At 64.5% G+C, this 16,543-nt stretch carries 16 protein-coding genes; 8 read left to right on the top strand and 8 right to left on the bottom strand.

Annotated features, from left to right (window positions below; all coding sequences use genetic code 11):
- Nucleotides 1-34 precede the first annotated feature (34 nt).
- From lon to ACFULT_RS02600, 4 genes are all read right to left on the bottom strand, one after another.
- On the bottom strand, nt 35-2,368 hold the full coding sequence (gene lon / locus ACFULT_RS02615) for an endopeptidase La (RefSeq protein ID WP_378480524.1): 2,334 nt from the start codon (nt 2,366-2,368) through the stop codon (nt 35-37).
- Nucleotides 2,369-2,459: 91 nt separating this feature from the next.
- On the bottom strand, nt 2,460-3,233 hold the full coding sequence (locus tag ACFULT_RS02610) for a putative protein N(5)-glutamine methyltransferase (RefSeq protein WP_378480523.1): 774 nt from the start codon (nt 3,231-3,233) through the stop codon (nt 2,460-2,462).
- Nucleotides 3,234-3,244: 11 nt separating this feature from the next.
- Entirely contained in the window at nt 3,245-4,102 is an 858-nt protein-coding gene (locus tag ACFULT_RS02605) for a hypothetical protein (protein WP_094719992.1), read from the bottom strand.
- Nucleotides 4,103-4,428: 326 nt separating this feature from the next.
- Nucleotides 4,429-4,782, bottom strand: a complete 354-nt coding sequence (locus ACFULT_RS02600; protein WP_094719993.1) for a hypothetical protein — start codon at nt 4,780-4,782, stop codon at nt 4,429-4,431.
- A gap of 137 nt (nt 4,783-4,919) precedes the next feature.
- Between ACFULT_RS02600 and ACFULT_RS02595 the strand changes: the two genes are divergently transcribed.
- A complete protein-coding gene (locus tag ACFULT_RS02595; RefSeq protein ID WP_378480522.1) occupies nt 4,920-7,007 on the top strand; it encodes a DUF222 domain-containing protein in 2,088 nt (695 codons plus the stop codon).
- Nucleotides 7,008-7,047: 40 nt separating this feature from the next.
- Here the strand turns inward: ACFULT_RS02595 and ACFULT_RS02590 are convergent, their stop codons facing one another.
- Nucleotides 7,048-7,248, bottom strand: a complete 201-nt coding sequence (locus ACFULT_RS02590; RefSeq protein WP_037109510.1) for a DNA-binding protein — start codon at nt 7,246-7,248, stop codon at nt 7,048-7,050.
- 34 nt (nt 7,249-7,282) lie between these two features.
- On the opposite strand from ACFULT_RS02590, the gene ACFULT_RS02585 reads away from it, so the two are divergent.
- Nucleotides 7,283-8,185: an oxidoreductase gene (locus ACFULT_RS02585; protein ID WP_019666946.1), complete on the top strand. Its 903-nt coding sequence runs from the start codon at nt 7,283-7,285 to the stop codon at nt 8,183-8,185.
- Nucleotides 8,186-8,201: 16 nt separating this feature from the next.
- Here ACFULT_RS02585 and ACFULT_RS02580 read toward each other — a convergent pair whose 3' ends face one another.
- Nucleotides 8,202-9,287 carry a glycerophosphodiester phosphodiesterase family protein gene (locus ACFULT_RS02580; RefSeq protein WP_378480521.1) on the bottom strand — a complete coding sequence of 362 codons (1,086 nt, stop codon included), beginning with the start codon at nt 9,285-9,287 and terminating at the stop codon, nt 8,202-8,204.
- A 40-nt stretch (nt 9,288-9,327) separates the two neighbouring features.
- Nucleotides 9,328-9,849: a TetR/AcrR family transcriptional regulator gene (locus ACFULT_RS02575; RefSeq protein WP_378480520.1), complete on the bottom strand. Its 522-nt coding sequence runs from the start codon at nt 9,847-9,849 to the stop codon at nt 9,328-9,330.
- A 47-nt stretch (nt 9,850-9,896) separates the two neighbouring features.
- Here ACFULT_RS02575 and zapE point away from each other — a divergent pair, with 47 nt between their 5' ends.
- The 4 genes from zapE to ACFULT_RS02555 all read left to right on the top strand — a co-directional run bounded on the left by zapE (nt 9,897) and on the right by ACFULT_RS02555 (nt 13,628).
- Nucleotides 9,897-10,847, top strand: a complete 951-nt coding sequence (zapE, locus tag ACFULT_RS02570; protein WP_378480519.1) for a cell division protein ZapE — start codon at nt 9,897-9,899, stop codon at nt 10,845-10,847.
- A 199-nt stretch (nt 10,848-11,046) separates the two neighbouring features.
- Complete coding sequence (locus ACFULT_RS02565; protein WP_037109517.1) at nt 11,047-12,138, top strand: LLM class flavin-dependent oxidoreductase; 1,092 nt, start codon at nt 11,047-11,049, stop codon at nt 12,136-12,138.
- 46 nt (nt 12,139-12,184) lie between these two features.
- Entirely contained in the window at nt 12,185-12,577 is a 393-nt protein-coding gene (locus ACFULT_RS02560; RefSeq protein WP_037110041.1) for a MarR family winged helix-turn-helix transcriptional regulator, read from the top strand.
- 13 nt (nt 12,578-12,590) lie between these two features.
- Complete coding sequence (locus tag ACFULT_RS02555) at nt 12,591-13,628, top strand: pirin family protein (RefSeq protein ID WP_378480518.1); 1,038 nt, start codon at nt 12,591-12,593, stop codon at nt 13,626-13,628.
- A gap of 62 nt (nt 13,629-13,690) precedes the next feature.
- Here ACFULT_RS02555 and ACFULT_RS02550 read toward each other — a convergent pair whose 3' ends face one another.
- The gene (locus ACFULT_RS02550) at nt 13,691-14,224 is read right to left on the bottom strand and encodes a ribonuclease H (RefSeq protein WP_037109522.1); all 534 of its coding nucleotides are present in this window, start codon (nt 14,222-14,224) and stop codon (nt 13,691-13,693) included.
- A 257-nt stretch (nt 14,225-14,481) separates the two neighbouring features.
- Between ACFULT_RS02550 and ACFULT_RS02545 the strand changes: the two genes are divergently transcribed.
- A complete protein-coding gene (locus ACFULT_RS02545; RefSeq protein WP_378480517.1) occupies nt 14,482-15,519 on the top strand; it encodes an acryloyl-CoA reductase in 1,038 nt (345 codons plus the stop codon).
- A gap of 60 nt (nt 15,520-15,579) precedes the next feature.
- Complete coding sequence (locus ACFULT_RS02540; RefSeq protein WP_378480516.1) at nt 15,580-16,536, top strand: DNA-3-methyladenine glycosylase family protein; 957 nt, start codon at nt 15,580-15,582, stop codon at nt 16,534-16,536.
- Nucleotides 16,537-16,543 lie beyond the last annotated feature (7 nt).

The following is a 16,543-nucleotide window of genomic DNA, read 5'->3' as shown; positions in this document are numbered from 1 at the left end:
CTCGACGTAGGTAGAGGTCAAGGAACGCGCCACATCACGCCACTGCGGACACAACGGCCTCCTCCAAGGCGAGAGCCACTATGTCCGCGACATCGGTCATCGGACGCACGTCGAGGGCGCCCAGCACCTCGGCCGGCACGTCGTCCAGATCCGGTTCGTTCCTGGCGGGAACGAAGACGGTCTTCAGCCCTGCCCGTTGCGCGGCCAGCAACTTCTGTTTGACTCCGCCGATCGGCAGGACCCGACCGTTCAGCGTGACTTCGCCGGTCATGCCCACGTCCGACCGCACCGGCCGTCCCGTCGCCATCGACACCAGTGCCGTCACCATCGTGACGCCTGCCGACGGACCGTCCTTGGGGACGGCACCTGCCGGTACGTGGACGTGGATGCTGCGGTCCAACGCCTGCGGATCGATGCCGAATCGTGCCGCGTGAGATCGCACGTAGGACAGCGCTATCTGCGCCGATTCCTTCATGACGTCACCCAGTTGCCCCGTCAGAGCAAGCCCGGGCTTGCCCTCCGTCGAGGATGCCTCGATGAACAGCACGTCGCCTCCGAGTCCCGTCACGGCGAGACCGGTTGCCACACCGGGCACTTCGGTTCTCTCGTGAACGTCGGGAGTGAAACGCGGTCGGCCGAGGTAGTCGGCGAGTCCTGCCTCGTCGATACGGACCGTCGCCTTTCCCCCTGCCAGCGCCGTCGCCGACTTCCGCAGAGCCTTGGCGAGCAGACGCTCGAACTGACGCACACCTGGTTCACGGGTGTAGTCGGCGGCGATCTTTCGCAACGCATCGTCGGTGACGACGACGTCGTCGGACGTGAGCGCAGAACGTTCCAACTGACGCGGCAGCAGATAGTTCCGCGCGATCACGACCTTGTCGTCCTCGGTGTACCCGTCGATGGTGACGAGCTCCATGCGGTCGAGCAGCGGCCCCGGAATCTGTTCGACCACATTGGCTGTCGCCAGGAACACGACGTCGGAAAGGTCGAGATCGAGGTCCAGGTAGTGATCCCGGAAAGTGTGATTCTGCGCCGGATCGAGAACTTCGAGCAGAGCGGCACTGGGATCGCCGCGGTAGTCGGAACCGACCTTGTCGATCTCGTCGAGCAGCACCACGGGGTTCATCGAACCCGCCTCACCGATGGCGCGGACGATCCGTCCGGGCAACGCACCCACGTAGGTGCGCCGGTGCCCGCGAATCTCCGCTTCGTCTCGAACGCCACCGAGTGCGACACGAACGAACTTGCGGCCCAACGCACGCGCCACGGATTCGCCCAGCGACGTCTTACCGACTCCGGGCGGCCCCGCGAGCACCATGACCGCACCCGATCCGCGTCCACCGACGAGGCCCATGCCGCGCTCTGTCCGACGCGCCCGCACCGCGAGATACTCGACGATACGATCCTTCACGTCGTCCAGGCCATGGTGGTCCGCATCGAGAATCGCTCGCGCCGAATCGATGTCGGTCGTGTCGGTCGTGGTCACCGACCACGGCAGGTCCAGGACGGTATCGAGCCACGTCCTGATCCAGCCGGACTCGGGGCTCTGATCACTCGCGCGTTCGAGCTTTCCGACCTCACGAAGTGCGGCCTCACGCACTGTATCCGGGAGATCGGCGGATTCGACGCGTCCGCGGTAGTCGTCGGCGCCGTCGGGTTCGTCCTCGCCGAGCTCCTTGCGGATCGCGGCGAGTTGTTGCCGAAGCAGAAACTCCTTCTGGGTCTTCTCCATGCCGTCGCGCACGTCGTTCGAGATCTTGTCGTTGACCTCGACCTCCGCGAGATGGGACCGGGTCCACTCGATCAGCAGCGTCAGACGATCGTGCACGGACGGGGTCTCGAGCAGCTGCCGCTTCTGCACATCGGTCAGGTACGACGCGTAACCTGCGGTGTCGGCGATCGCGCCGGGATCGGTGAGCTTGTTGACCGAGTCGATGACTTGCCACGCGTCGCGGCGCTGCAACATCGCGACGACGAGCTGCTTGTACTCGGTTGCCAGCGTTCGGGCGCTCTCGGCAGTTCCACCACCAGCGTCGACGGCAGACTCGTCGACGAGTTCGGCCTCGACCCACAGGGCAGCACCGGGCCCGCTGACACCGTGACCGATGTGAGCGCGCCGCTCGGCCTTGACGACTGCGGCAGGCTCTCCGGTTGCGAGCCGTCCCATCTGCACGATGGATGCGACCACGCCGTACGCGGCGTATCGGTCCTCGAGCCTGGGCGCAACGAGCAAGGTTCCGTCGTTGGACGCCTGTGCCGCGTCCACGGCAGCGCGCGCAGCCTCGTCGAGTTCGACGGGGACGACCATCCCGGGCAGAACCACGGGGTCGGTCAGAAAGAGAACAGGTAGGCGGATGGGTTCGGGCATTACGGCACCTCCGGTCGGTTGAGCTATGTGGACTCAACTTCACGTGCGCTCCGGGTGTTCCCCGTGGTGAGCGTGTTCTCCGTCGGCAGAATCATCCTCGGCGACTGCGCCCAACGACCGCTGTCCCGTCCAGTTCCTCGGATCTGACGATCTCCGCGTCGAATCCCGCCGCCTCGACGAGCGCCGCCGTGTCCTGCGCTTGCCGGACGCTGGTTTCGACCACGATGCGGCCCGCTGGAGCAAGCCATTCCCTCGCCCCGTCGGCCACTCGCCGTTGGAGGTCGAGGCCGTCGATACCGCCGTCGAGAGCATTTCTGGGCTCATGGTCCCTCGCCTCGGACGGCATGGAACCGATGGCGTCGGTCGGAACGTACGGGGCATTGGCGACCACGACGTCGACGGTCCCCCGAAGGTGTGGTGGCAGAGCGCTGTACATGTCCCCCTCGTAGACGTGACCGTCGACGGGTTCCAGATTCCGACGCGCACAGCGAACTGCAGCAGGTGCGATGTCGGAGGCATGCAGCGCCACCCCGGGCCGCTCGTGTGCGATCGCAGCGGCGACTGCCCCGGAACCACAACAGATGTCGAGCACCACCGAAGGCTCCGCATCGACCGCGGCGTGAACGAGCAGCTCGGTTCTGCGACGCGGCACGAACACACCGGGCGCTACCGACACCCGCAGACCCGCGAACTCTGCCCAACCGAGAAGTTGTTCCAGGGGCATGCCGTCGACTCTCTGTGCGACAGCGGTTTCAAGCGCGTTCACACCGAACGCATCGACGAGTAGCCGAGCCTCGATTTCCGCGAACACGCAGCCCGCGGCGCGCAACATCCGGACGATCTCGTCGAGGGAAGGCGCGGACATCGGACCTGAGATCAGCCGAGGGGCGTGAGGCGGTAGTGCAGCCGGACAGCGGTCACGTTCCACAGTTTCAGCACGTGATCGGTCCGCAGCACCCCCTCCTCGTCGACGTAGACATGGAAGACCTCGTGGATGGGCGCTCTGGCTGCGTACCAAGCACCTTTGTCCAACACGACCGTGTAGGCGCCGTCCGCCCCGAACTTGCCCGACGGGGACGTCAGAATCAGCGAACCATGTGGACCGACAGTCGGTTTCAGGAAGACCTGCACGTTACCGTCCTCCAACGGGAAGGTGACGTGGACGCTCGGACTCGAAGCCGAGGGCAGGGTCGTGGCGCGGTAGTAACCGCTGTACATGTAGTCGCCGGTCTTCCGCAGAGTTCGCAACCAGGCTGAGCCGGCGTGCCGGCCGTCGGCGTCGACGATCTCGGTGACCTCACTGTCCACACCGTGCGCCACCGCCAGCGGCTGTACCGGAAGAGCAAGCTGCTGCACACGTTTGCCGTACATCGCTTCGATGGCCGCACCGGGTAGCCCGAAGCCCGTCGTCCACTGCGTCCACGCATCCATGCGCCACCGAGCAGTGTGCTCGTAGAACTCGCGAATGCGCGGATCGATCGCGCTCGGGTCGAACTGCGGACCGGCCAGCGCGTCGAAGCTGTGCAGCAACCCGTCCGACGAGGAACCGGGTACGACGCGCCCACCGATGCGCTCCGCCTCCTGCTGCAGCCACCTGTCCCGAACGACGCCCGGACCCGATACCGGCCCCCGCAACCACGACTGGTCGCCGTCGAGGTCGACCCGTCGGCCGACCGTCTTCCACCCCAGCCTCGACGCCTTGTCCGCCAGCGACCACGCCCCCATGCTCACCATGCACCCCAGCGTCTCACACGGGCACCTCAGGAGCGACCACTGCGACTACAGGCAGCCGGAATCAGGATCGGCTTCTACAAATCCACAGGTGCATCTGCTGACGAAACCCGCCGGGCGAATCCAGGGACAGCAGAAACACTTCTGGGGTGATACCTACCAACGATGGATACCGAACCGATGTCCACTCCGGATCGGGCCAAATACTGGTGACAGCCAACATTGCGAACCAAGTCAGCCCCGCCGGCGGGACGTTCTACCGTGCGCCCGCATCAGGCTAGGCCGTGATCGTCGGCTCGCGTGGACGCACGTCGGATAATTTCATCCGTCTATTCCTGCAGCCGCGGAGCGGTCCGAAATTCCACCCCCGAATGACGGCGATCGCCTCCGTACTCCCAGCGAATGGTCCGTTCGGGGCCATCTCGACGAGGCCTCACGCTGATTCCGCGATAGTCGTAACCGTCCTGTCTCACCTGTTCCCACTCGAAATCCACGGTCTCCCCCACGACCGCGTCAACACTGGAACCGGTGATATGAATGGACTCGTTCTCGCGCGCAGGAGGCAGCGCGATGGCCCACAGCATGCTGACGTGAACCCAGCAGCCGCCGGGAGTGTCCAGGGAGGCGAGAACGCCCCATCCTTCGTCGGCATACCACTCCCTGACAACGCCTGTACTGGTCATCGCCTCAGGTTAGCCAGGTTGCGGGAGCCATACCGGAGCAGACGACCCGACCACACCGATGTGGGGCCGAGAAAGAAGATCAAGAGAGGCATCGTCGGCCCTTGTGTTCGAACATATGTTCGATTACTCTAGGTGGCATGGCACAGCCGGGGGGCTCCACGCAGGTTCGATCCGATGCAGACAGTGCGGCATCGCGGTCACTGACGCGCCTGTCGGATGGACGGCGGGCAGAGAACCGAGCGTCGGCAGTGGTGATTCACGAGTTGCAGGATCTCTACGAGATACGACTGTGCGCAGAGATGGACGTCCATGCGCTGGGGGCCGAGCACGGCAGTGAGGAACCGAACGTCGATCGCGCCCGACACACAGTCGAATACGAAGCAGCAGTGTCCATGTCGACGACACGAACTGTTGCGCGCCAGATGATCGTTGTCGCCAACCATCTGTTCTGGCGTCTGCCGGCAATCGATGCCGCCTTCACGGCCGGGGACCTCGACTACGGCCGTGTCCGAACGGTAGTTCTGACCCTGCTCCGCGCCAGCGACGAGACTGTGTCAGCTCTGGAGGCAGACATTCTCGCCGCTGCACAGCGATGTGCTCCGAAAGCGCTGCGGGAGAACATCTGGCGCCGCTGGTTCCAATACGACCCTGACGAGGCCGCGGCTGCACAAAAAGCTGCGCTCGCCGAAGAACGATGCGCCGAGATTCGCCGCAACGACTCCGGCATCGCCACCCTGGTGTCCAAGATGAGCGTGCTCGAGGGCGCTGAATGCGACGCCCTCCTCGACGAGTACGTAGCCACCGTCTGCCCGAAAGATCCGCGAACCAAGAAAGAACTACGCGGACACGCCCTGCTTGCGTTGATCCACCGAGAAGATGCGCTCCAATGCCGTTGCGGGAGCCAGCAATGCCCGTTTCGGGGAGTCGATGCCAAGAACCCCAACCGGCGACCACACCTGCTGAACATTCACATCGACATCGAAACCCTGCTCGGACTGAACGAAGAGCCGGCAACACTGTCCGACGGCACAGTTCTGGACGCGGAAACCGTCCGACTCCTCGCCACCGACTCTCGCTGGCAGGTCCTGCTCACCGAAACCCTGACCGCCGCACGCGAACGTCGCGGCCTCGACATCGATGGCGCGACTGACGATCTCGGTAACAACGACGGTCTCGGTAACAACGACGGTCTCGGTAACAACGATGGTCTCGGTAACAACGACGATCTCGGTGACAACGACGGCCTCGGTAACAACGATGGTGGTACCGAGCCTCCTGCTACACCGAATTCCAGACCACCGGAGCAAGATTCAGTACGGCGCAGTCGGCGGAGGGCTGCTCGTGCTCGGCGGGTTGTCGCGCGTGGCCGAACACGTCCTGCAGCGCCTCTGCCGACTCCTACGCAGCGGGCGAAGGAGAACCCGCATGCGTCGGCGATCGGGGAAGAAGCAGCGCTGTCCGCGGCGATTGCTGCGTTCATGGACGCTGTTGCATTCGACCCGTCGCTCGCCGAGGGCCTGCACCCCGACGGACATGGAGGATTCTGCACGCCTCCGCCCGGAGCTCTCACCTACCGGCCGAGCGCCGCTCTGGTCGCGCTGGTTCGCGCGAGCTATCACACCTGCACGTTCCCCAACTGTGGGGTACCGGCTGCCCGTTGCGACATCGACCACATCGTTCCGTTCGATCATCGAGATCCGATGTCCGGAGGCTGGACCGTTCTCGGAAATCTGCATCCACTGTGCCCGTACCACCATCAGGCCAAGACTCTGAGACTGTGGGCGTGCACCAAGCTCGCCGGGGACGGAATCTATTGGCGCTCAGGGGCTGGGCTGCAGCACATAACCCCACCCGCGTTCGGAACAGTCGACATCCCCGGGGACTTCGTCCACGTCCGTCCATTCCGCATGCCGTCCGAACCGACGTCGAGGGGCGCATCCCGTCGATCCGACACCCGCAAGAACATCGACCGCCACGACGACTTACCCGACCCGCCGGACGAACTGTACGAACCCACGTGGTGGGAAGCCAACATCACGGATGAGGACTGCCAACTCTGGAGGCTCCTGAATGCGCGCACCGACGGCGGCGCACCAAGTCTGGCGGACATCGCGAGACTCGACGATCCGCAGCGCCGAGCCGACGCGATGTACCTCCGCGAGAAGTTCCTCGAGCATCGCGCCGTGGTCGCCGAACGCGAGAAGTACCGGCCACCGCCGTTCTGAGCAGAAGGGCTCAGGAGTGGGGCCTGCGCAATGACTCAGTCTAAAGTTCGAGCCCGAGGCCTTCCGCTTCCAATGCTGCCTTCACAATGCTCAGCGCTTTGGGCCCGACGCCGTGGAGCTGTGCGAGCTCCGATTCCGACTGCCCGGCCAACGCCTCCAGCGATGTGAAACCGGCGGCGAAGAATGCGCCTGCTGCGGGGCGTCCGGTGCCTGCGGGGAAGTGGTCGATCGGCTCATTCATGGCCACATCCTAAACTCGCCGGTAACCTGGTCGGGTGCCTGACAACAAACAGCGACGCGTCATTCTCACCGGCGGAAACACCGGAATCGGTTACTTCACCGCGCTCCAGTTGGTGAAGCAAGGCGACCACGTGACCTTGGCCTGCCGCAACCTGGACAAGGCCAAGACAGCGGCGGACAAGATTGCCGCAGAAACCAACAGCACCGGCGGCGTCGTGGACACTGCCGAACTCGATCTGGCCGATCTGAGCTCGGTGCGTGATTTCGCGGCGTCGGCTCCTGACCGCGTCGACGTCCTCATCAACAACGCAGGCGTCATGATGCCCGCGACGCGGCGCGAGACCGTCGACGGTTTCGAACTTCAATTCGGCACCAACCACCTCGGCCACTTCGCGTTGACCGGCCACCTGCTTCCTAAGCTCCGCGCGTCGGACAAGGCCACCGTCGTCACCGTCTCCTCGGTCGCCCACAAGCAAGCACCGAAACTGGATTTCGACGATCTGCAGGCCACGCGCGGGTACAACCCGCAGCGGGGTTACGCCAACTCCAAGTTGTCGAATCTGCTGTTCGCACTGGAACTTCAGCGCCGTCTCGATGCCGCGAAGATCGACATCACGAGCAACGCCGCCCACCCCGGCATTTCGTCGACCGAGTTGTACTCGAGTCCCGACGGCCTGGGAAGTTCCAAGATCGCGTCCCTCGTCGCGGCCGTCGGGCTGCCGATCATCTCGCAGTCCGCAAAAGCCGGCGCACTTCCTACCCTCCACGCACTCGAGAAGGGTGGACCGGGGTCGTACACGGGCCCGAAGTGGTTGTTCGAGTCCCGTGGCGCTCCCGCACCGGCAAAGCTCTCCGGCAAGGCCAAAGACCGCCAGCTCGCCGAAAAGCTCTGGGAAGCTAGTGAACGACTCACCGGAGTCGTGTACGACCTCGGTTGACGCACCGACGTGTGGGTCAGCCGCCTACCTTGACCGGATCGGGTAGCGGCATACCCCTGTCGCTCAGCACCGCGCGCAGCCGGTCCGGGTAATCGGTGATGATCCCGTCGACTCCCATGTCCAGCAAGACGTTCATGGTCTCGGGGTCGTCGACTGTCCACGGAATGACCTGAATTCCAGCGGCATGGGCGTCGTCGATCATCTTCTGGGTCACGTACAGCTCGAAGTCCGGGTCACTTACCTTGCCGCTCTGTGGATTTCCCTGAACCGGCGAGAATCCGGACGCGCCGAACGAGCGGATCGCGGCAATCGGGTCACCGTCGAAATCGTCGATATCCAAGCCACCGAGCCACGGCGACCTCCCGGACTGACCGATCTGCAGAAAGTCACCGTTCGTCAAAGCGACGGTCGGTAGCGCAGGTTCCACTACCCGGACCCGCTGCAGCGCGCCCCAGTCGAAGCTCTGGATCGTCACTCTGTCGAGCATCCCAGCGGCCCGGATGGTGCCGAGAACAGTGTCGACGAACTGCTCACGAGGTGCCGTCTCCGTCGGGCTTGCCGCTTCGACCTTGGTTTCGACATTCAGCTTGATCCCGGGGGCACTGGCGGCAAGTTCGAGAACGTCGGCCAACGTCGGCATCCGCGCACCCGGCACCGTTCGTTGCTCCGGATAGTCCGCCAGCTGCAACGTCCCACAGTCCAGGGTCCGAATCTGCGCCAGAGTCAACGTGTTCACATACTTGCCGACGTAGGGGAACTCGGGATCCTGCTCGACGACAGGTGCCGTGTCCAGACATTTCTTCGACGAGACCTGCCGATCATGGGTGACGACGGCAATCCCGTCCTCGGTGATCTGCGTGTCCAGTTCCAGCGTGGTCACGCCGAGCTCCAGTGCAGTGGTGAACGATTCGAGGGTGCTCTCGGAGACGAGGCCGAGTCCACCCCGGTGCGCCTGTAGATCGAACTGGCCGTTCGACGACTGAGGTCGAGGGTCCGGCGACCGGTCCGCTTCGGCCGACGAACATGCAGTGAACGTGACCGCTGCCAGCATGGACAGTGCGACCACGGTTAGGGCGAGCGTGGCACCTGGTAGTCGTCGCATGACGTTCGACGCTAGGGGTGAGAAGCGTCGACTTCGTGAACTAGAGCTTCCCCGCACCCTTCAGGTAAGTGACTACAGGAGCACGGAACACCTCCGCGCGCGCGGCGCGAGACCCGAGAGCCACCGTCACCAATCCCTCGCACAACGCGATGTAGCCGGCACCGACGTCGGCATCACCGAACAGTTCGACGGCACCAGGCCCCGAGAACAGGCTGCCCGCCAGCGCGGCGCGGTCGGCGTCGGACACCGTCGGGTCGAGCATCAGCACGTGGCGGGCGCGTAGTTGGGCGGCCCGCTCCGTGACGAGATGGTCCAGATACCGCACCGTCACCCCCACCGGATCACCCTCGACGGTCGACATCTGGGTGAACTCGGCTCGCGACGTGTCGGTTATCCGGGCGATCACAGCAGCGAACAGATCGGCTTTCGATCGGAAGTAGTACGACGTCGATCCGGCCGGCAGCGCCATCGCGTCGTCGAGCTTGCGGTGGGTCAGTGCCCGGAGTCCGGAATCGGCGATGACGTCGATCGCCGCGTCCGCAATCGCGGATCTTCTGTCCATGGCGTCGATCGTACCGCGAAAACCTCTACATATGTAGAGTTCCCTTCATGAGGCCACCGGTATCCCGTGATGCGTTCGCTGCCGACTTCGAGCTGGACCCGTCCCAGCGATCCGCCGTGGACATTCTCACCCGAGCCGAGGAACTCGGCCTGTACCTCTGGGGACCCGTCGGACGCGGAAAGACCTGGCTGTTGGACAGGTACTTCGACGCCGCACCGGAGCCGAAGAAACGTTTTCACTTCCACACCTTCTTCCGCGACCTGCACGCGTCGTACTTCGTTCATCGTTTTCAGCTCGAACCGACGCTCGACGCGTTACTCGGCCGCACCCGATTGCTGTGCTTCGACGAATTCCACGTGCACGACATCGGCGACGCACGGCTCATCGCCCGGATGCTCGACGCCCTCGTGACCCAAGGCGTCGCCCTTGTCGCGACGTCCAACTACCCACCCGACGGCTTACTGCCCAACCCGTTGTTTCACGACGCCTTCGTCCCGACCATCGAGGTTCTGAAAGCGAATCTCCGAGTGGTGTGCGTCGACGGACCCGTGGACTACCGCACCCTCGGCGATGCCGTCCCGAAGAGTTCGGGATTCACAGCCGGAAGCTGGTCCATCACCGAATCTGCCGCAGGAGAGTCCTTCGTCGACCTGTGCGAGGCCCCGAGGTCGACGAGCGATTACCTGGCCGTCGTCGATCATCTCGACGCGGGTGCGGAGCTGACCATCACGCAGATTCCTGCACTGGCCGACGCGTCGGACGATGCTGTTCGGAGATTCTCGAACCTCGTGGACATCCTGTACGACGCGGACATCCGGACTCGATTTCAGGCGCGGGTCCCGCTGGAGAAGTTCGCCGACGGCCGACGGGAGACCTTCGGCTTGATCCCGTCAGGGAGTATCGATCTGGAGAGAACGCTGAGCCGGTTGAGTCAGCTTCGGCATTCCGGAGCATCGAACGTTGCAGAGCCGAGAAGTAAGGGAGACGCCCACAGCTGACGGCGGTCGGGGGCGACAGCAGCCGCGGGCGTCTCATCCAACATTCGCCGCAGGTGAAAGGCTGGATGGGTCCGGATCGAAACTTTTTCGAAAGTTTTTCTGGACGGGCCTGGAATACTGCCGACCACACTCCCGTTGGAGTAGAAGTCAATGCAAACGCATGAAAATGCGCTTGATGGATTCGGCCAGGGAGCACACCATGCAGTTCGGAATCTTCACCGTCGGCGACGTGACAGTCGACCCCACGACAGGTCGCGCACCCACCGAAAACGAGCGGATCAAGGCCATGGTCACCATCGCCAAGCACGCCGAAGAGGTCGGTCTCGACGTGTTCGCGACCGGTGAGCACCACAACCGGCCGTTCGTGCCGTCGTCGCCGACGACGATGCTCGGGTACGTCGCCGCCCAGACCGACAACCTGATCCTCTCCACGTCGACGACCCTCATCACAACCAACGACCCAGTGAAGATCGCCGAGGACTACGCGATGCTGCAGCATCTGTCCGACGGCCGCGTCGACCTGATCATGGGGCGCGGTAACACTGCACCCGTCTACCCGTGGTTCGGCAAGGACATTCGGCAAGGCATTCCGCTCGCGCTCGAGAACTACCAGCTTCTGCGACGGCTGTGGACCGAGGACGTCGTGACGTGGAAGGGAAACTTCCGCACTCCGCTCGACAGCTTCACTTCCACGCCTCGCCCGCTGGACGACATCCCGCCGTTCGTGTGGCACGGCTCGATCCGGAGCCCTGAGATCGCGGAGATCGCCGCGTACCACGGTGACGGATTCTTCGCCAACAACATCTTCTGGCCGAAAGAGCACTACATCCAGCTCATCAACCTCTACCGCGAGCGTTACGAGCACTACGGACACGGCCGAGCAGACCAGGCCATCGTCGGCCTCGGCGGTCAAGTGTTCATGCGCAAGAACAGCCAGGACGCGGTGAACGAATTCCGGCCGTACTTCGACAACGCGCCCGTCTACGGACACGGCCCGACGATGGAGGAATTCACCGAGCAGACACCGCTGACCGTCGGCTCGCCGCAGCAGGTCATCGAGAAGACGCTCGCGTTCGCGGACTTCTTCGGCGATTACCAGCGCCAACTGTTCCTGATGGATCACGCCGGTCTGCCGCTGAAGACGGTGCTCGAGCAGCTCGATCTACTGGGCGAGGACGTCGTGCCGACACTGCGCGCGGAGTTCGCTGCACGACGACCGGCCGGGGTTCCCGAGAACCCTCCCACCCACGCGAGCATGCTCGCCGAGAAGGAGACGGCCGTTGCCGTCTAGCACCGAACTGTCGGTCGTCGCCTGGGAGTCGCTCTTTCGCTCCCAGGTGGCGCTGATGCGCAAGTTCACCGCCGACGACATCTGGGGTCCGATCAGCCTGCGTGAATACGACGTACTGTTCACGCTCAGCAATTGCCCGGCGCGGAAGTCGCGTCTACACGACCTCAACGCCGAGATCCTGTTGACGCAACCCTCGCTCAGTCGACTCTGTGAACGGCTGGAGAAACTCGGGTTCGTCACACGCGAACCGGACCCGAACGACAAACGCGGAACCGTCGTCGGCCTCACCGACGACGGCCTCGCTGTGCAACGGGAGATCGGACGGAAGCACGCGTCGCGCATCAGGAGATACGTCGGCGACGCGTTGACCGACGAAGAATTGCGAACACTGACGGCACTGTGCACCAAACTGAGGCTCGCGCAGAAAGACATCTCATGACAGGCGGCTATCGATGAACCTCGAGATCATCACTCCACGCGACGTTCCCCTCGGCGGCCCTCGCGCCATGAACGTCCGGCGAACGCTACCGACGAAACAGCGAACCCTGATCGGCGCGTGGTGTTTTGCCGATCACTACGGTCCCGACGACGTAACCGCGTCCGGCGGGATGGACGTCCCGCCGCACCCCCACACCGGGCTGCAGACCGTGAGCTGGTTGTTCACCGGTGAGATCGAGCACCGTGACAGCATCGGATCGCACGCACTCGTCCACCCCGGCGAGCTGAACCTCATGACCGCGGGCCGCGGAATCTCGCACTCGGAGGTCTCGACCGACAACACCCGCATCCTGCACGGCATGCAGCTGTGGGTCGCACTACCCGGGTCCGCTCGATTCACGTCGCCGGACTTTCAGCACTACGTCCCCGACGCCGTGACAACGGGTGGAGCCGAGCTGCGAGTGTTCCTGGGATCTCTCGCGGGCCGGACGTCCCCCGTCCCGACCTTCACACCGCTCCTCGGTGCCGAGATCGTCCTTGCCGCAGGGAGTGCCGTCCAACTCGACGTCGACGAGGACTTCGAGCACGGCATCATCGTCGACCAGGGCTCGGTGAACGTTGAGGCTGTCGCCCCAGCTGACCACGCAGATACCGAGGGTGCGAAATCCGGCACCCTTGCCCGAGCCGAATTGGGGTACCTCCAACCCGGCAATCGCGCCATCACCCTGCGGAACTCGGGCACCGATGATGCACGGATGCTCCTACTCGGCGGACCGCCGTTCGGCGAAGAAGTAGTGATGTGGTGGAACTTCATGGGCCGCACCCACGACGACATCGTGGCCTACCGCGAGGCCTGGGAGGCCGGGGCAGGAGTGGAGCCTGCGGAACGACCAGGGAAGGCAGGAGTGGAGCCTGCGGAACGACCAGGGAAGGCAGGAGCGGAGCATGCGGAACGTGACGACCAGTTCGGCACGGTCGATGGGTACCGGATACCGGGGTTCAGACTTCCTGCGCCCGAACTACCGAACGCTCGCATCGCCCCGAGACACTGAGATGCGAGACACTGAGATGCGAGACACTGAGGTGCGAGCGCTGCCAAGCTCTGGCTCGAGCCTCAGAAGAGGGTGGCGACCTCGTCGAGGGATTCGCTGCGGGCAGGTGCGGCAGCAGCGGGCGCACTGGCAGCGGTAGCAACAGGTTTGCTGGGGCCCGCTTTGCCCGAGGCGACGGCACGGGCAGCTTCACCGGCAAGCGCGTCGGCGGCCTCGTTGAAGTGGTTGCCGACATGTCCACGGACCCAGCGGAATCGGACGGGTCCGCTGCGGTCCGTGATTGCTCGATCGATGCTCTGCACCAATTCCAGGTTGCGCACCGGCGATCCGCCCGCGGTTTTCCAGCCCTTGCGCTTCCACCCCGGCAGCCACTCCGAGGCGCACTTGATGGCGTACTGCGAATCCGACTCGATGAGCATCGGCTCGTCACCGGGATGAGCGAGGATTGCCTCCAAAAGCGCTCGAAGCTCGGCTATCTGGTTGGTTCCCGACGCTTCTCCACCGGAGTTGGACGGCCCTGTGTGGTTGACCCAGGCCCAGCCGATGGCGCCACCCGGATTCCGCAGACACGAACCGTCAGTACTCACGATGATCACGGGAAGGACCCTACTTCGCCCCACCGACAAACAACAGGCGCCGCGCAGGAGTGGAGCCGGCGGAACGACCGGATAAGACAGGAGTGGAGCCGGCGGAACGACCGAGGAGGGCAGGAGTGGAGCCGGCGGACCTCTGATTTCGAGGGCCGAGCCCCGCTCGAGGCCGTAAGGGTGTCCGAATGGGTAGTGTGGGAAAGCATCCGAGACCGCACCCGTCAGGGTCGATCACACATTCGCACCGACCGAGGACTCGAATCGTGACAACTGCAGCACCAGGAGACTCCACCCCGTCGTCGTTCGAAGCACTGGTGGCAAGGGAAGCCGACGGGATCACGCTTTCGCGTGAACGCGTCGACGCTTCGTTTCTGCCGGACGTGTCGGGACCGTCCGTGACGATTGCGGTGGAGTTTTCGTCGGTCAACTTCAAGGATGCTCTGGCGATCACGCCGAAGGGTGGAGTCGTCCGCGAGTACCCCATCGTTCCTGGCATCGACATCGCGGGAACAGTTGCGGAGTCCACGTCGCCGGAGTTCGAGGTGGGTCAGCGCGTCGTTGCGCACGGGTACGACATCGGTACTGCGCAGCACGGTGGATACGCGGAGTTCGCGCGCGTTCCCGCCGAGTGGGTGGTGCCGTTGAACACCCTGTCGACGCGCGACGCCGCGGCCATCGGCACTGCGGGCTTCACCGCGGCACTGAGCGTTCGTGCACTGCAGACGGCGGGCGTGACTCCGTCCGACGGGCCGGTGTTGGTGACGGGTGCCAGCGGCGGAGTGGGGACCCTCAGCGTCGACCTCCTCTCGGCCGCAGGCTACGAAGTTGTCGCATCGTCCGGCAAGGAGGGCGCCACCGAACTGCTGACAGAGCTGGGTGCAACGCGGGTCATCGGCCGGCTGCCGGAGGATCCCGACGCCAAGCCGCGTCCGCTCGGTAGGGCGGAGTGGGGCGGCGTCGTCGACTGCGTCGGAGGCAAGACATTGGCACATGCGCTGAGCACGGTCCGGTACGGCGGCGCTGTCGCTGCGAGCGGCCTGACCGGGGGCGCGCAGTTGCCGACGACGGTGCTGCCGTTCATTCTCCGAGGCGTGTCTCTGCTCGGCATCGACTCCGTACTGCTCCCCATCGACGAGCGCCGGGCACTGTGGCAGAAGCTCGAAACCGAGCTGCGTCCGCAGCGTCTGTCGGCGCTCACCACCGAGGTGCCGGTGTCGGACGTCGAGAGTGCACTCGGTTCTATCTCCGGCGGGGGTGTCACCGGCCGAACGGTCGTCGCCGTCGCCGGAGGATTCGCGTAGGCCCCGGCGACCTGATCCAATTCCGGCGTGTCGGTCGGAGGGGATAAAGTCGGCGGCACGATGTTCCCGAAGACCACGCCAGGCCTCCCATCGGCCGCCGAAGACTGTGACGTCTCGACGGTGTACGAGTCGGCGTCCCCGCTGGACCCGATGGCGTGCCTCCGGGACCTACGCAGGGGCAAGGGGGACCCCACATTCGAGCGGGACAGCGCAGGCAGCGTCTGGCGAGCGTCGCGTCTTCCCTCCGGCCCGGTCACGTATCGGCTCACTCCGGTCTCGCGCACCGCGGTGCGGAGCCAGGCGTGGGGTCCCGGCGCCGAGGAGTTCGCAGCATTTCTGCCCGCTCTACTGGGCAGTGAGGACGACTCGTCGGGCTTCGCGCCGGAGCATCCGACGTTGAAGGAAGCTCACCGGCAGCATCCGCATCTGCGCCTCGGTCGAACCGGACTCGTCATGGAAGCCCTGGTGCCCGCAGTCCTCGAGCAGCGAGTACACGGATTGTCCGCATTTTCGTCGTGGCGCAGGCTGGTCACGAAATTCGGCGAGCGGGCACCTGGGCCGACTCCGAAGCCGATGTTCGTTCCGCCCACTCCGGACGTCTGGCGCCGTATTCCCTCGTGGGAGTACCACCTCGCCAACGTCGATCCTGCACGTTCCAAGACCATCGTGCGATGCGCACAGGTAGCGCCGCGGATGGAGGAAGCGGCCTCGATGTCGTTCGCGGATGCGACGCGTCGCCTGCGGGCTGTCCCCGGGGTCGGTATCTGGACGGCAGCGGAAGTCGCGCAACGTGCCTTCGGCGATCCCGACGCCTTGTCCGTGGGCGACTACCACTTGGCCGCTGTGGTCGGCTGGTCGCTTCTCGGTCGCCCCCTCGACGACGCCGGAATGATCGAATACATGAAACCGCTTGCACCGCATCGCTTTCGTGCCGTCAAGCTACTTCAGATCAGCGGCCGGGCAATCAAACCGAAATTCGGGCCACGCACACCGCTCGTCGACCACACCTGGCATTAGATACGGA

Source organism: Rhodococcus sp. NPDC057297 (assembly GCF_042667435.1).
Lineage (GTDB): Bacteria > Actinomycetota > Actinomycetes > Mycobacteriales > Mycobacteriaceae > Rhodococcoides.
Note: the sequence above shows the minus strand (reverse complement) of the source record. Positions and strands in the feature narration are given on the sequence as shown.

Bases quoted from the DNA above. Each gene is read 5' to 3' on its own strand.
- lon (WP_378480524.1), bottom strand. From the start codon at position 2,368: ATGCCCGAACCCATCCGCCTACCTGTTCTCTTTCTGACCGACCCCGTG.
- ACFULT_RS02610 (WP_378480523.1), bottom strand. From the start codon at position 3,233: ATGTCCGCGCCTTCCCTCGACGAGATCGTCCGGATGTTGCGCGCCGCG.
- ACFULT_RS02605 (WP_094719992.1), bottom strand. From the start codon at position 4,102: ATGGTGAGCATGGGGGCGTGGTCGCTGGCGGACAAGGCGTCGAGGCTG.
- ACFULT_RS02600 (WP_094719993.1), bottom strand. From the start codon at position 4,782: ATGACCAGTACAGGCGTTGTCAGGGAGTGGTATGCCGACGAAGGATGG.
- ACFULT_RS02595 (WP_378480522.1), top strand. From the start codon at position 4,920: ATGGCACAGCCGGGGGGCTCCACGCAGGTTCGATCCGATGCAGACAGT.
- ACFULT_RS02590 (WP_037109510.1), bottom strand. From the start codon at position 7,248: ATGAATGAGCCGATCGACCACTTCCCCGCAGGCACCGGACGCCCCGCA.
- ACFULT_RS02580 (WP_378480521.1), bottom strand. From the start codon at position 9,287: ATGCGACGACTACCAGGTGCCACGCTCGCCCTAACCGTGGTCGCACTG.
- ACFULT_RS02575 (WP_378480520.1), bottom strand. From the start codon at position 9,849: ATGGACAGAAGATCCGCGATTGCGGACGCGGCGATCGACGTCATCGCC.
- zapE (WP_378480519.1), top strand. From the start codon at position 9,897: ATGAGGCCACCGGTATCCCGTGATGCGTTCGCTGCCGACTTCGAGCTG.
- ACFULT_RS02565 (WP_037109517.1), top strand. From the start codon at position 11,047: ATGCAGTTCGGAATCTTCACCGTCGGCGACGTGACAGTCGACCCCACG.
- ACFULT_RS02555 (WP_378480518.1), top strand. From the start codon at position 12,591: ATGAACCTCGAGATCATCACTCCACGCGACGTTCCCCTCGGCGGCCCT.
- ACFULT_RS02540 (WP_378480516.1), top strand. From the start codon at position 15,580: ATGTTCCCGAAGACCACGCCAGGCCTCCCATCGGCCGCCGAAGACTGT.